The sequence below is a fragment of the Microlunatus sp. YIM B11417 genome (assembly GCF_059617205.1).
The window spans coordinates 272,882-286,493 of sequence record NZ_JCAMPJ010000003.1 but is presented as its reverse complement, the minus strand read 5'-3'; the positions used below and the strand labels follow the sequence as shown (position 1 = coordinate 286,493).

Annotated in this window: 12 protein-coding genes; 4 read left to right on the top strand and 8 right to left on the bottom strand. The window is 71.2% G+C overall.

Features of this window, described 5'->3' with window-relative positions:
* Positions 1-94: 94 nt before the first annotated feature.
* Positions 95-1,681, top strand: coding sequence for a hypothetical protein (locus tag AC6CCG_RS16485; protein WP_496655676.1), 1,587 nt, complete (start codon positions 95-97; stop codon positions 1,679-1,681).
* Between the two features lie 9 nt (positions 1,682-1,690).
* On the opposite strand, the gene AC6CCG_RS16480 is transcribed toward AC6CCG_RS16485, so the two are convergent.
* Together AC6CCG_RS16480 and AC6CCG_RS16475 are read right to left on the bottom strand one after the other, a co-directional pair.
* Positions 1,691-2,434, bottom strand: a complete 744-nt coding sequence (locus tag AC6CCG_RS16480; RefSeq protein ID WP_496655675.1) for a class I SAM-dependent methyltransferase — start codon at positions 2,432-2,434, stop codon at positions 1,691-1,693.
* Between the two features lie 60 nt (positions 2,435-2,494).
* A complete protein-coding gene (locus tag AC6CCG_RS16475) occupies positions 2,495-5,077 on the bottom strand; it encodes a DNA translocase FtsK (protein ID WP_496655673.1) in 2,583 nt (860 codons plus the stop codon).
* A gap of 83 nt (positions 5,078-5,160) precedes the next feature.
* Here AC6CCG_RS16475 and AC6CCG_RS16470 point away from each other — a divergent pair, with 83 nt between their 5' ends.
* Positions 5,161-5,964, top strand: coding sequence for a helix-turn-helix domain-containing protein (locus AC6CCG_RS16470; RefSeq protein WP_496655672.1), 804 nt, complete (start codon positions 5,161-5,163; stop codon positions 5,962-5,964).
* Positions 5,965-6,147: 183 nt separating this feature from the next.
* On the opposite strand, the gene AC6CCG_RS16465 is transcribed toward AC6CCG_RS16470, so the two are convergent.
* Entirely contained in the window at positions 6,148-7,095 is a 948-nt protein-coding gene (locus tag AC6CCG_RS16465) for a thiamine-phosphate kinase (RefSeq protein WP_496655671.1), read from the bottom strand.
* A 151-nt stretch (positions 7,096-7,246) separates the two neighbouring features.
* On the opposite strand from AC6CCG_RS16465, the gene AC6CCG_RS16460 reads away from it, so the two are divergent.
* Positions 7,247-7,483: an Lrp/AsnC family transcriptional regulator gene (locus AC6CCG_RS16460; protein WP_496655670.1), complete on the top strand. Its 237-nt coding sequence runs from the start codon at positions 7,247-7,249 to the stop codon at positions 7,481-7,483.
* Positions 7,462-7,956 carry a DUF3515 domain-containing protein gene (locus AC6CCG_RS16455; protein ID WP_496656275.1) on the top strand — a complete coding sequence of 165 codons (495 nt, stop codon included), beginning with the start codon at positions 7,462-7,464 and terminating at the stop codon, positions 7,954-7,956. The genes AC6CCG_RS16460 and AC6CCG_RS16455 overlap by 22 nt, the downstream gene beginning before the upstream one ends.
* A gap of 18 nt (positions 7,957-7,974) precedes the next feature.
* Here the strand turns inward: AC6CCG_RS16455 and rhmD are convergent, their stop codons facing one another.
* The 5 genes from rhmD to AC6CCG_RS16430 all read right to left on the bottom strand — a co-directional run bounded on the left by rhmD (position 7,975) and on the right by AC6CCG_RS16430 (position 13,527).
* Positions 7,975-9,150 (bottom strand): L-rhamnonate dehydratase, encoded by a 1,176-nt coding sequence (rhmD, locus tag AC6CCG_RS16450; RefSeq protein WP_496655669.1) that lies wholly within the window; start codon positions 9,148-9,150, stop codon positions 7,975-7,977.
* A complete protein-coding gene (locus AC6CCG_RS16445) occupies positions 9,147-10,181 on the bottom strand; it encodes a zinc-dependent alcohol dehydrogenase (RefSeq protein ID WP_496655668.1) in 1,035 nt (344 codons plus the stop codon). The genes rhmD and AC6CCG_RS16445 overlap by 4 nt, the downstream gene beginning before the upstream one ends.
* Entirely contained in the window at positions 10,178-11,506 is a 1,329-nt protein-coding gene (locus AC6CCG_RS16440) for an MFS transporter (RefSeq protein ID WP_496655667.1), read from the bottom strand. Before AC6CCG_RS16440 ends, AC6CCG_RS16445 begins: the two co-directional genes overlap by 4 nt.
* 106 nt (positions 11,507-11,612) lie before the next feature.
* Positions 11,613-12,395 (bottom strand): IclR family transcriptional regulator, encoded by a 783-nt coding sequence (locus tag AC6CCG_RS16435; protein ID WP_496655666.1) that lies wholly within the window; start codon positions 12,393-12,395, stop codon positions 11,613-11,615.
* Between the two features lie 19 nt (positions 12,396-12,414).
* The gene (locus AC6CCG_RS16430) at positions 12,415-13,527 is read right to left on the bottom strand and encodes a D-alanine--D-alanine ligase family protein (RefSeq protein ID WP_496656274.1); all 1,113 of its coding nucleotides are present in this window, start codon (positions 13,525-13,527) and stop codon (positions 12,415-12,417) included.
* Between the last annotated feature and the right edge of the window lie 85 nt (positions 13,528-13,612).

Genomic DNA, 13,612 nt, shown 5'->3' with positions numbered 1-13,612 from the left:
GGTTCGCGCTGTCGATCCACCGCGGGTCCTGCCAGGATGAGGCGGCATGACACCTGAGGTGAACGGAACAAGAACACCAAGAGTCAGTGTGATCGTGCCTGTCGCCGAGCCGGCCGACCTGGCCGGCCTGCTCGGCTCGCTGGACCGCCAGTCGCTGCGGCTGGACGAGTTCGAGGTCGTCGTCGCGGTCCCCGCCTCGGCCGGGCCGGACGCGATCGGGACGACCGTGAGCGCCGGCCGACGCCCCAATCTCGCGATCGTCGCCGACGAGACCGCGACGTCGGAGGCCGAGCTCGCCGCGGCCGCGATCCGGCGCGCCACCGGCCATTGGGTGCTGGCGGTGCGGCCCGAGGACCGGCTGCTCCCCCGCTCGCTGGAGCTGCTGGCCGACCGAGCCCCGGAAGGGGACCTGGTGGTCGGCCGCTCGGTGGGGCTGGCCGGCGCGTTCACCGACCCCGTGGTGTTCGGTCTGGTCGCCTCCGACGACGAGCTCCGGGCCGCGGCCGTACGGGAGCCGGCGCTGTTGATCCGGCGCGGCCTCGCGGCGGCGGCCCCGGTGGCTGTCCTGCCCGGTGAGCGCGGGCCGCTGCTGGCCGCGGAACCGGCGGTCGTGGTCCTGGCCGGCTATCCCGCCCTCGATCTGCGTGGGCGGGGCCGCTGGCAGCCCGGCCCGGTGGCCGACCCGTCGCTGCTGACCGGCGGCGTCGCCGAACGACTGCGCAGGCTGGACGCCGCGCACCCGCCGGTGAGCCTGACCTGGGACCGGCCGACGCTGCGCTGGTCCGACGGCCGGCTGCAGATCGAGGCGACCGGCCGGGTGTCCGGGCTGACCGCGGACGATCCCGCCCCGGCGGGCGTGCTCCGGGTCCGCGAGCCGGCCGCCGGAACCGAGTTGATCCTGCCCGCCCGCACCCAGTGGCTCAGCGCCGGCGACGCCGCGGGCTCCCGCGGGGTCCGGCTGGAGGTCGAACTCGATCCCCGGTCCGGCTGGGACGGCCGGCCGCTGGAGGCCGCGATCTATCAGCTGTACGGCGACCTGGTCGCGGTCGGGATCCGGGCCCAGGCCCCGCTCCGGGGCGGCGCCCCGAGCGGCGCGGTGCTCGACGGCCGACCGGTCGGCGTCGTCACCATCGACGACCGGTTGCATCTCGACGTCGGCTGTGTCCGGGCCAGCCTGGTCCAGCAGGCCGACGCCGGCGACGCGAGCATCACCGACTCGGCCCGCGGCACCCTGCTCCGGCTCACCCTCCCCCGGATCGTCGCCGAACCGGGTACGGAGCTCGCCGGCGAGATCGGGCTGGGCGGCCTCCGGGTGCCGGCCCGGATCGTCGAACAGGGCGGCGTCGCCGTGCTCGAGGCGTACGTCTCCGGACTCAGCGGCCGGGTCCAGCTGTCCACCCGGTTCGGTACGGCGCGGACGCCGCTGGAGCTGCTGCTCGACGTCTCGCCGATCGGCCGGATGCAGGTGATCCCCCGCCCGGCCGCGGTCCCGCCGAAGGCGCCGGCTGGTGCCGTACCGCCGAAGGCTGCGGTCGCGAAGCCGACCACGCCGCCACCGGCCGTGGCGCCGAAGCCGGCCTCGGTCAAGCCGGTCGGACCGGCCGGGTCGGCTCCGGTGCTGACCGCCCCGCGGACCGCCAAGGCCGTCTACCGACGGATCCGCCGGTTGATCAAGCCGTGACGCGGATCCTCACGCCGTGACGAAGTCGGCGCCCAGGCGAGCCTCAGCCACCCGCTGCAGGTTCGCCTGGATCGCGGCCGGCGTCTCGGCCGACCGGGTCGCCTCGATCAACTCGGACTCGAGCAGCCGATCGGCCGGGAACACGATCGAGCGCTGCAGCACCTGATCCGGCACCGGCTGCGGATCGGCCCGGCGGTAGTCGGCCAGGATCTCGTCGTAGTGATCGGCCAGCGTGGTGTCGGACGGGTCGAGGCCGAACACGAGCAGCAGCCCGGTCGGCCGCGTGTCGACGCCGACGACGGTCAGGCCGGGCCGGTATTTCGCCAGCACGTCGATGATCCAGAACACGTCGCCGGTCCAGGCATCGGTGTGCCGGACCCGGGCCGCCTCGTCGACCGTACGCGGGAACATGTCGTCGATGATGATCACGCCGTGCGGGCTCGAGGTGCGCTCGGCGTTGATCAAGTCGCGCAACGCGAACTCGAACAGGTGCAGGCCGTCGATGAAGGACAGCTCGAACGGCTGTCCTCCCGTGGCCTGCAAGGGATCCGGGCGATTGAAGTACTCGTCGCTGGTGGTCCGGAACACGGCGACGTCGTTGTCCAGCGGGGCCGTGATCGCGAAGGCGGGATCGATCCCGACCGCCCGGCACTCGGCCAGCCGGAGACTCTTGCCGCTGGCGACACCGATCTCCAGGTAGGCACCCGGACGGTGCCGACGATGGACCTCGGTCAGGAAGTCGATGTAATACATCCGCCGCAGCCTACTGAGCCGGGCGCCGCCCCGCACGCCACCGCGCGGGGCGCGATCCGGTCAGGAGGACCTGAGATTCTCCATCACGGCTTCGAGATCGTCCGGCTTGACCAGCACCTCGCGCGGCTTCGAACCCTCCGAGGGACCGACGACTCCGCGGGTCTCCAGGATGTCCATCAACCGGCCGGCCTTGGCGAACCCGACCCGGAGCTTGCGCTGCAGCATCGAGGTCGAGCCGAGCTGCAGGTTGACCACCAGCTCGACCGCCTGCAGGACCAGTTCAAGATCATCACCGATGTCCTCGGCGACCTTGGTGCTGCTCTCCGGCTTCTCGGTGACGTCCTCGCGGTAGACCGGCTTGAGCTGCTCGGTGACGTGCTTGACCACCGAACGGACCTCGGTCTCGCTGACCCAGGAGCCCTGGATCCGGATCGCCTTGCTCGAACCCATCGGCAGGAACAGCGCGTCGCCCTGCCCGACCAGCTTCTCCGCGCCGGGCTGGTCCATGATCACCCGCGAGTCGGTCATCGACGAGGTGGCCAGCGCCAGCCGGCTCGGGACGTTGGCCTTGATCAGACCGGTGACGACGTCGGTGGACGGCCGCTGGGTGGCCAGCACCAGGTGGATGCCGGCGGCCCGGGCCAGCTGGGTGATCCGGACGATCGAGTCCTCGACGTCGCGCGGCGCGACCATCATCAGGTCGGCGAGCTCGTCGACGATCACCAGCAGATACGGGTACGCGGTGATGACCCGCTCCGACCCCTCGGGCGGGGTGACGTTGCCGGCCCGTACCGCCTTGTTGAAGTCGTCCACGTGCCGGAAGCCGAACGCGGCCAGGTCGTCGTAGCGCAGGTCCATCTCGCGGACCACCCACTGCAGCGCCTCGGCCGCCTTCTTGGCGTTGGTGATGATCGGGGTGACCAGATGCGGGATGCCCTCGTACGCGGTCAGCTCGACCCGCTTGGGATCGACCAGCATCATCCGCACCTCGTCCGGCGTGGCCCGCATCATGATCGACGTGATGATCGAGTTGATGAAGCTGGACTTGCCGGAACCGGTCGCACCGGCCACCAGCAGGTGCGGCATCTTGGCCAGGTTGGCCGTCACGAAACCGCCCTCGACGTCCTTGCCCAGCGCGACCGTCATCGGATGTTGATCATTGCGGGCCTGGTTGGACCGCAGCACGTCGCCGAGCGAGACGACTTCCTTGTCCGTGTTGGGGATCTCGATGCCGATCGCCGATTTGCCCGGAATCGGCGACAGGATCCGGACCTCATTGCTGGCCACGGCGTAGGAGATGTTCTTGGACAGCGCGGTGACCTTCTCCACCTTCACCGCCGGGCCCAGCTCGACCTCGTACCGGGTGACGGTCGGGCCGCGCGTGTAGCCGGTCACCTTCGCGTCGATCTCGAACTGCTGCAGGACGCCGGTCAGCCGGTGCACCACCGAATCGGACGCCTCGGTCCGCGCCTTGTGCACACTGCCCTGCTTGAGCACCTCGGAGTCCGGCAGCAGGTACTGCACGTCGCCGGACAGCTGCAGCTGCTCGACCCGCTGCGGGATCGGCGTGTGCATCGGCGGTTCGAGTTCCTGATCTTCGCCGTGCACCGTCACGCCGGGCGGCAGGCCGGCCGTGACCGGCTTGCGGTCGCCCGGCTCGTCGACGATCACCGTCGGCTCGTCGGCGCCGAACTCGTCCGGTTCGGGTTCCGGTTGCGGGCTCGGCTTGCGGCCGGTGGTCAGTTCGCCGGCCGGGGCCGGCTCGGCCTCGATGGTCAGGACGGATTCGTACGGCTCCTCGCTGCCGTACGCGACGTCGTCCTCGTCATCGTCGTCGCCGGGCCGCTGCATGAACTCGCGCAGCGACCGGACCCGATCCGGCAACTGGTGCAGCGGGATCCCGATCACGACGATCAGGCCGAACAACAGCAGCAGCACCAGCAGCGGCACCGCCACCCACACGGTGAGCAGGTCCGCCAGCAGGGTCGAGGAGATGTAGCCGAGGATGCCGCCGGCCTCGCGCAGCAGTTCCGGCTTGTCGGTCCGCGGCAGCCCCTTGGCGACGTTGATCAGCCCGAGCAGACCGAGCAGGATCGCCGACCAGCCGATCATCTGGCGGCCGGCCGGTCCGTTGCGGTCCGGGCGGCGCAGGGTGCGCCAGGCCATCAGGCCGAAGAGCAGCGGAGCGGCGTACGCCAGCGTGCCGATCACGCTGGTCACACCGACCTTGATCACCGGGCCGACCGGTTCCGGCAGCCCGAACCAGAACTGGGCCGCCAGGATCACCGCGACCCCGACCAGGAAGAGCCCGACGCCGTCGCGCCGGAGCTCCGGATCGAGCTCGCGAGCGTCGTTGCCGATCCGCCGGATGCCGTTGCCGAGCCCGCGGGCGATGCCGAGCCACAGCGACGCCAGGCCGCCACCGATCACCTGGGGCAGCGACCTACGCTGTGGTTGCCGGCTCCGAGCCGAACCTCGTCCGGAACGGGACCGTGCCGAGGACTTTCCGGGCACGTTCCTCATTCTCGTCGACTGGCTCTTGCTCGCCGACTGTTTCTTGCTTCCGCTCGACCGCGAGTTCGAACCGGAGCGGGAACCGCTGGTGGTCCGAGACCGCGACGGGGAAGACGCGCGGGTCGCCATGGTCGCGAGCCTACGCGATCGGGACCTCCGCGGCGCCCGGTACACGCCGCCCGGCGTCAGTGGCTGGGGTTAGTGTTCGAATCATGGGTTGGTACGTGCCTCGGGCGGTGGCCCCGGATCTGGCCGAACGGCTGGTCTGTTCCTGGACCGCCGAGATCGAGGGCACCCACCGCCTGGTGCCGGACGGCTGCGTCGACCTGATGTGGCTGGACGGCGCCGGCGTGGTCCTGTGCGGCCCGGACACCAGCGCCTGGACCTTCACCCTGCCGCCGGGTACGAGATCGGTCGGGATCCGGTTCCGGCCGGGCCTGGTCGCCGATCTGTTCCGGACCTCGCTGAACGAGCTGCGGAACCGTCGCGCCGGGCTGGCCGATCTCGCCGGCGCCCAGCTCGGCCGTACCGTGACCGCCCAGCTGGACGAGGCGCCCGATGCGACCGCCCGGGTCGCCGTACTGGAGGACCTCGCCCGCGAACTGCGCCGGCGAACGGATGACACCGACCCGTGGGCCGGCCGGATCGGCCAGGCCCTGGCCGGCCGGAACTGGCGGATCAGCGACCTCGCGGCGGAGACCTCGATCACCGAGCGGCAGTTGGAGCGGCGCAGCCAGCGCCATTTCGGGTACGGCCCGGCCACCCTTCGCTCGATCCTCCGGCTGCAACGCTTCATGCGCCTGGCCCGCAGCCGCCCGTCCGCCCAGCTCGCGGAGCTCGCCGCCGAGACCGGCTACGCCGACCAGGCCCACCTGTCCCGTGAGTGCCGCACCATCTCCGGCCAGACCCCGACCCAGCTCCTGGCCGGCCAGGCCCCCGACTGGCACGGCGGCCTCCCCCTCTTCCTCGGCACGCCCCGCGACCCCAGCCAGCGTCCCCGCCGAACCACACGCTGACACGGCCACACGCCGAGTGGACGACTCGACCCGGGCCCGACCGCGGCCCGATGGCCGCCGACCGGACGGCCCGACCACGGACCGGCCGCCCGTCCCGGGCGACCCCCGCTCCACTGCGCCGACACGTCACTTCTGCAGCGACACGCCGTCCGAACGCCTGCTGTTGTGACCGGTCGGCGGGTTCTAGAAGTGCTTCCAGCCCTGGTCGTCGTCGGGCCAGGGCTCGCCGTCGACGAGGACGGCCGGCTCACCGTCCCGTACGGCTCCGACGACGAGCCAGCCTTCCGGAACCGCGCCGGAATCGGGGAAGGTTGCGGCGAGGGCATGGTCCTCGCCGCCGGTGAGGACGAGGCGGAGCGGGTCGGTGCCGGTGGCGGCGGCGACGGCCTGCAGCGGCTCCGGGATCTCGAACGCGGCGGTGGTCACGTCGATGGTCACGCCGGAGGCCCGGGCCAGGTGGCCGAGGTCGGCGAGCAGACCGTCGGAGACGTCGATCATCGCGGTGGCTCCGGCCCGGGCGGCCTGGGCCCCGGCCCCGTACGGCACCTCGGGCGCCCGCTGCGCCTCGACGACGACCCGTGGTGATCGGAACCCGCGGCCGAGGACGACCAGCCCGGCGGCGGCCCAGCCCAGCCTGCCGCGCACCGCGACCACGTCGCCGGCCCGGCAACCGTCCCGGCGTACCGGCGCCCGGCCGTCGGTCACGCCGAGCGCAGTGACGGAGACGACGAGTTCGCCGGCTCCGGTGATGTCGCCGCCGGCCAGCGCGACGCCCGCCGCGACGCATTCGGCCCGGACCCCGGCGGCGAACTCGCGCGCCCAGGCGACCGGCGTGTCCGGCGGAGCCGACAGGGCGAGGGTCACGGCGACCGCCCGGCCGCCCATCGCCTCGATGTCGGCGACGTTGACCGCGATCGCCTTCCGACCGAGGTCGGTCCCGGTGGACCAGGCCCGGCGGAAGTGCACGTTCTCGACCAGGACATCGGTCGTCGCCAGCACCGGCGGGTCCAGCGTGATCGCCGCGGCGTCGTCGCCGGGCCCGATCACCAGGTCCGGTGCCTCCGGCAGGTCGGCAGTGATCAGCTCGATCAACCCGAACTCGCCCAACTCCCCGATCGTTGGCTCGCTCATTCGTTCGCTTCCTCGGCTTTCCTCGACAATCCGGCTTCCGGCACCCGCCGGTCGCGGGCCCAACCGCCAACGCTGTACCGTGGCGGCATCCGGCGGCGCTGCTTCCTAGATCGCGGCCGGTCTGGAGCAGAGTGACAAGGAGACCGACGCGATGGTGGTACAGGCATACATCTTGGTGCAGACCAATGTCGGGAAGGCCGCCGAGGTCGCCGCCAAGATCGGAACGATCCCGGGGGTGACGTTGGCCGAGGACGTGACGGGACCTTACGACGTGATCGTCCGGGCCGAGGCGGCCAACGTCGACGAGCTCGGCCAACTCGTGGTGGCCAAGGTGCAGGTCGTCGAGGGGATCACCCGCACCGTCACCTGCCCGGTCGTCCACATCTGAACCGCGGGGCCCAGCTGAAGCCCGTACGTCTGCGCCGGCTCGGTCTCGGTGCGGCGCTGCTCCTGCTCGCGGCCGGCTGCACGCAGACCGTCGCCCTCGACGAGCCGGCCCCGACGGGACCCGCGGCCGCGGCCTGCGACGCGGTGATGTCCGCCCTGCCGCACCAGGTGCTCGGGCAGCCCCGGCGAGACGTGACCCCCGGCCGCTACGCCGCCGCCTGGGGCTCCCCGACGATCACCTTCCGGTGCGGCGTCGAACGGCCCGCTGCCATGGTGGCCGGGGTCACCTGTTTCACCGCCAACGGCGTCGACTGGTTTCCCGAGGAGGCCGACGGTGGCGCGATCTTCACCGCGATCGGCCGGGACGCGCTGATCGAGGTCCGGGTGCCCGGGCGCTACCAGCCTCCGGGCGACGCCTTGATCGACCTGGCTGCGGTGATCACCGAGCACGACCCGGACCGCGGCGGTTGCTAGGGCACGCCCTCGTCATGATCAATGCGTGTACGGACGCTCCCGCGGCACCTCCGGGTTGAGTTCGACGCCGAAGCCCGGCGTCTCCGGCACCCGCAGCCGCCCGTTCACCGGCACCGGCTCGTTCAGCAGCAGCGGCGTGAACATCGGCACCACCTCCTCGGCGGTCTCGTGCATCATCAGGAACTCGGCGAACGGGCTGTTCGTCCGGGTCACCACGAAGTGGTAGGAGTACACCGACGAACCGTGCGGCACGACCATGGTGCCGTGAGCATCGGCCAGCGCCGAGATCTTGATCAACTCTGTGATCCCGCCGCACCAGTTGACGTCCGGCTGGATGATGTCGACGCCGGTCTCCAGCAGCTGCCGGAAGCCCCACCGGGTCGCCTCGTGCTCGCCGCTGGTGATCAACATCCCGGGCGGCGCCTGCCGCTTCAGCTGCGCGTAACCCCAGTAGTCGTCCGGGATCAGCGCCTCCTCCATCCACTTGAGCTTGTGCTCGGCGGCGGCGTGCGCGAGCCGGGTCGCGTACTCCACGTCGAGCGACATCCAGCAGTCCCACATCAGCCAGAAGTCGTCGCCGACCCGGGACCGCATGTCGGCCAGCTCGGCCACGTTGTCGACGAAGCCCTGCTGTCCCTCGGCCGGCGCGTGGTGCAGCGGCATCTTGCCGCCGATGAAGCCGAGCTGCTGGGCGATGTCGGGCCGGGCGCCGGTCGCGTAGAACTGCAGCTCGTCACGCACCGGCCCGCCGATCAGCGCATAGACCGGCTCGCCGCGCAACCGGCCCAGCAGGTCGTACAGGGCAAGATCGACACCGGAGATCGTGTTCAGCACCACGCCCCGGCGGCCGTAGTAGAGCGTCGAGCGGTACAGCTGGTCCCAGATCCGTTCCAGGTCGGTGACCGGCCGCCCTTCCAGGAACCGGGCCAGGTGCTTCTCCACGATCCAGGCGCCGATCTCACCGCCGGTGGTGACCGCGAACCCGACGGTGCCGTCGCTCGCCTCGATCTCCACCACCAGCGTGCCGAGCACGTTCAGTCCGAACGACTGCCGCGACTGCCGGTACTCCGGATAGACCGCCATCGGCGTGGCGATGTGATCATCGATCCAGTGGTAACCGGATTGATCATGGTAGTCCGCGCCCTTGCCGCGAACCGTGGTCGCACGCACCTCGCGGATCGTCGGCTGCGTCATCGCTGTCCCTCCTCGTCCAACCGGACCAAGATCTTTCCGGGTACGTCAGCATGCCCGGCCAACTCGACGAAGGCGGCCGGACCGTCGGCCAGCGGCACCACCCGGGAGATCAACTCCGCGGCCTGCGCCGGGGCCTGACCGATCCAGGCGGCGGCATCGGCGAAGTCCTGCGCCGTGTACGTGAAGCTGCCGACCAGGGCCCGCTCCCCCGTGCTGACCAGGTAGGCGTCCAGGCCGAGCTTCGGTGATCCCATCCCGACCAGGCACACCGTGCCGCCGAGCCGGGTCGCCTCCAGGGCCAGCCGGACCGTCGGCTCGACCCCGACCGCGTCGATCGCCACGTCGGCCGGCCCGCCCAGCGCCGAGGCGACCGCCGCCGCGTCCGCCGACGCCGCGTCCAGCGACGAAGCCCCGAGCCGTTCGACCAGGGCCCGGCGCGACGAAGCCAGCTCGGTCACCGCGATCCGCTCCACGCCGGCCATCTGCAGCGCCAGCACCACCGACTGGCCGATCGGCCCACCGCCGACGACCAGCACCCGGTCGCCGGCCGACGCACCGGCCCGGCGCACCGCGTGCACCGCGACCGCGAGCGGCTCGACCAGAGCGCCCAGCTCGATCGGCATCGAGTCCGGCAGCGGCACCACGTTGCGGGCCGGCACGATGATCAACTGCGCGAAGGCCGCGACGATCTCGCGGGCCACTCCGATCACCTGCTTGCCCGGTGACAGCTGCTCCCGCCCGGCGAAGGCCTCAAGATCAGCTTCCGGCAGCACCACCGGGTTGAACGTCGCCGGCGACCCGACCGCGAGGCCCTCCACCCCGGCACCGACCGCGTCGACCACGGCGACCGCCTCGTGGCCCATCACCTGGCCGGGATGCCGCCGTCCGTTCTCCCCGGTGAACCCGTGCAGGTCCGACCCGCAGATCCCGGTCGCGACGATCCTGAGTCGGACCTCGCCCGGACCCGGCTCCGGATCGGGCAGGTCGACCACCTCGAGCCGCCCGATCTCCTCCAGCCGCAACGCTTTCATCGACGCTCCTCCATGTTCTCTCGGCGTTCCGCGATCGTACGGACTCCCGCGGAGACGAAGTGACTGACCGCGATCAGCACGGCGCCGACGGCCGCGATGATCGCCAACGTGATCGATCCGCCGCTGGCACCCCAGACGCCGTCGGCCCAGTTCTTCACGATCGGCGCCAGGAAGCCGCCCAGGCTGCCGACCGAGTTGATCAAGGCGATCCCGGACGCGGCGGCGGCACCGACCAGGAACGAGGTCGGCAGGGTCCAGAACACCGGCTGGACGGCGATGAATCCGGCCGCCCCGACGGCCAGCGACAGCAGCACGAGCACCGGCTGGGACAGCGTCACTGACAGCAGGATGCCCAACGCTGCAAGGCCGAGCGACACGGCCGCCACCACCCGGCGCTGCCCGGTCCGGTCGGCGATCCGGGTCGCCACGACGACGCCGACGAGCGCCAGCGTCCAGACCGCGCCGGTGAGCAGGCCGACCTGGAACCCGACGTCCTGACCGACCACGCCGGCCACCTGGGTCGGCAGGTAGAACGTGACGCCGTACACGGCCATCTGGATCGTCAGGTAGATGGCACTGAAGTAGAGCACTCCCGGATTCGCCAGTGCTCGCAGCGCACCGCGCGGAGAATGATCTTGCTTTGCGTCGTCCTCGGAGTCCATCGCCGCGAGCAGCGTCGTCCGCTCGGCATCGGACAGCCAGCGAGCGTCCTTCGGCCCGTTCGGCAGATAGCTGATCACCACGATGCCGACGATGATCGTGAGCAGGCCGGTGATCAAGAACATCAGCTGCCAGCCGTGCAACCCGCCGAGCCCGTCGAGATCGAGCAGCAGGCCGGACAGCGGCCCGCCGAAGATGAACGCCAGCGGCGCCCCGAAGTAGAACAGCCCGTTCACCCGGGCCCGGTGCTCGACCGGGATCCAGTGGGTCAGGTAGTAGATCACGCCCGGGAAGAATCCGGCCTCGGTGATGCCGAGCAGCACCCGCAGCAGGTAGAAGGACGGCTCGTTGGTGGCGAACATCATCAGCGCCGAGACGATGCCCCAGCTGATCATGATCCGGGCCAGCCAGGCCTTGGCGCCGACCCGCCGCATCAGCAGGTTGCTCGGCACCTCGAGCACCGCGTAGCCGAGGAAGAAGATCCCGGCACCGAGGGCGTACGCGGCATTGGACAGGCCGGTGTCCGCCTGGAACGAGGCCTTGGCGAAACCGAGGTTGGACCGGTCCAGGAAGGCCAGGATGTACATGATCAGCAGGATCGGGATGAGCCGTGCTGTCACCTTGCGGATGACGGGCGCGAGGGTCGCCGTCGACGTCGTGGTCATAGGAATCTCCGTCGATCTCCAGAGCTGTTCACGGATGTGAATCTGGGTTCATCAATGTGAAATCGGCAGATGGTGCCACAACGGAGGGCGCCTCGCAACAACGGGGTCAGGGCGACAGGGCGCCGGTCAGTCCGAGCTGCTCCCGGATCGCCTGGGCGGCGTCGCGGAGCGGCGGATAGAGGCCGTGCGGCCACGAGCCGTCCGTACGCGACGTCGGCATGGTCAGGCTCAACGCGGAGGCGATCCCGGTCTCCCGCTCGGTCGTCAGCGGTACGGCGACGCACCGGCACCCGGCCACGAACTCCTCGTCGTCGGTCGCGAACCCCACTTCGCGAGCCCGCGCGACGGCGGCCAGGATCTCCTGGACGTCGGTCAGGGTCCGCGGGGTCAGCTGAGGCAGCACCACGGACTCCAGCCGGGCCCGGGCATCGTCCTCGTCGAGCACGCTGAGCAGCGCCTTGCCGATCCCGGTCGCATGCGCGTGCAGCCGCATTCCCACCGAGGAGGCCATCCGCATCGGGTTCGGCGACAGGCTGATCCCGATGTAGACGTTCTCCACGCCGTCCAGGCGGGCCAGCTGCACGGTCTCGCCGGTCGCGCCGACCAGGGCGTCCATCAGCGGCTTGGCCTTCTCCAGCAACAGCCGGTGCCCGTCGTAGCGCTGCCCGATCTGCCACGCGTGCAGCCCGAGCCGGTACCGCCGCGGCTCCGCCGACACGTCCAGCCAGCCGGCGTCGACCAGGGTGCCGAGGAGGCCGTGCGCACTGGACCGGGGCAGTTGCAGCGCCTCCGCGATCTCGGCGAAGCTCGCCGACCCGAGCGACGCGACCAGGTCGATCGCGGCCAGGGCCCGGTCGGCCGACTTCACCGGCCCCCGAGACTGCGTCATGGCGAGCCGTGCCGGGTGGTCAGCGCAGGCCGAGCGGGCGCTCCAGGCCGAGCCGGATCAGCCGGTCGACCAGTTCCGGATAGCTGACGCCGCTGGCGGCCCACATCCGCGGGAACATCGAGTGCTCGGTGAACCCGGGCATCGTGTTGATCTCGTTGACCACGACCCGGCCCTCCGGCGTGACGAACACGTCCACCCGGGCCAGTCCCTCGCAGCCGATCGCCTCGAACGTCTCGACCGCGAGCCGCTGGATCTCCTCGGCGAGGGCCGGCTCGATGTCGGCCGGCACGTCCAGGTCGACCTGCTCCTCGGGCAGGTACTTCGCCTCGAAGTCGTAGAAGCCGGACTCGTTGTGCATCCGGATCTCGGCGATCTTGCTGGCCTGCGGGGTGCCGCCGTCGACCTGCGCCAGCACGCCGCACTCGAGCTCGCGGGCCCCGACGAATGCCTGCTCGACGATCACCTTGGGGTCGAACTCGTGGGCCTGTTCGATCGCGGCCTCCAGCTTGCTCGGGTCGTCGACCTTGCTGATGCCCAGGCTGGAACCCCCGCGGGCGGGCTTCACATAGAGCGGGTACGTCAGCGGGGCGACCGCCTCCAGCGCCGCGACCCGGTCGGTCCGCCACTGGTGCGGCGTGACGACGGCGTACGGGCCGACGGGGATCGCCGAGCCGGCCAGCACCAGCTTCATGTAGTGCTTGTCCATGCCGACCGCGCTGGCCAGCACCCCGGCCCCGACATAGCGGGTGCCCATCATCTCGAACAGGCCCTGGATCGTGCCGTCCTCGCCGAACGGCCCGTGCAGCAGGGAGAACGCCACGTCGACCGGCCCGACCTTGGCCAGCGCGCTGCTCTCGTCGCGCACCGCGAGCTCGCTGCCGGCGCTGCCGCGGACCAGCACCGCGTCGGCGGTGGACTCGGTCAGCTCCGGCAGCCGGTGATCCCTGACCTGGAGCGCCGCGACGGCTTCCGGCTCCATGACCAGCCAGCGGCCGGTCTTGGTGATGCCGACGCCGATCACGTCGTACGCGTCCCGGTCGATCGCGCCCAGCACGCCCGCCGCTGTCAGGCAGGACACGTTGTGCTCGCTGCTGACGCCGCCGAACACGACCGCGACCCGGGGCCGGGTCAGGACATCACTCATCAGGTTCTCCCTACGATGCTTGAACGGAGCCGACCCTACCCAAGGACCACCCCGGCCGGTCCACCCCGCGCCC

Bases quoted from the DNA above. Each gene is read 5' to 3' on its own strand.
- AC6CCG_RS16475 (WP_496655673.1), bottom strand. From the start codon at position 5,077: ATGGCGACCCGCGCGTCTTCCCCGTCGCGGTCTCGGACCACCAGCGGT.
- rhmD (WP_496655669.1), bottom strand. From the start codon at position 9,150: ATGACGCAGCCGACGATCCGCGAGGTGCGTGCGACCACGGTTCGCGGC.
- AC6CCG_RS16465 (WP_496655671.1), bottom strand. From the start codon at position 7,095: ATGAGCGAGCCAACGATCGGGGAGTTGGGCGAGTTCGGGTTGATCGAG.
- AC6CCG_RS16470 (WP_496655672.1), top strand. From the start codon at position 5,161: ATGGGTTGGTACGTGCCTCGGGCGGTGGCCCCGGATCTGGCCGAACGG.
- AC6CCG_RS16440 (WP_496655667.1), bottom strand. From the start codon at position 11,506: ATGACCACGACGTCGACGGCGACCCTCGCGCCCGTCATCCGCAAGGTG.
- AC6CCG_RS16480 (WP_496655675.1), bottom strand. From the start codon at position 2,434: ATGTATTACATCGACTTCCTGACCGAGGTCCATCGTCGGCACCGTCCG.
- AC6CCG_RS16435 (WP_496655666.1), bottom strand. From the start codon at position 12,395: ATGACGCAGTCTCGGGGGCCGGTGAAGTCGGCCGACCGGGCCCTGGCC.
- AC6CCG_RS16445 (WP_496655668.1), bottom strand. From the start codon at position 10,181: ATGAAAGCGTTGCGGCTGGAGGAGATCGGGCGGCTCGAGGTGGTCGAC.
- AC6CCG_RS16460 (WP_496655670.1), top strand. From the start codon at position 7,247: ATGGTGGTACAGGCATACATCTTGGTGCAGACCAATGTCGGGAAGGCC.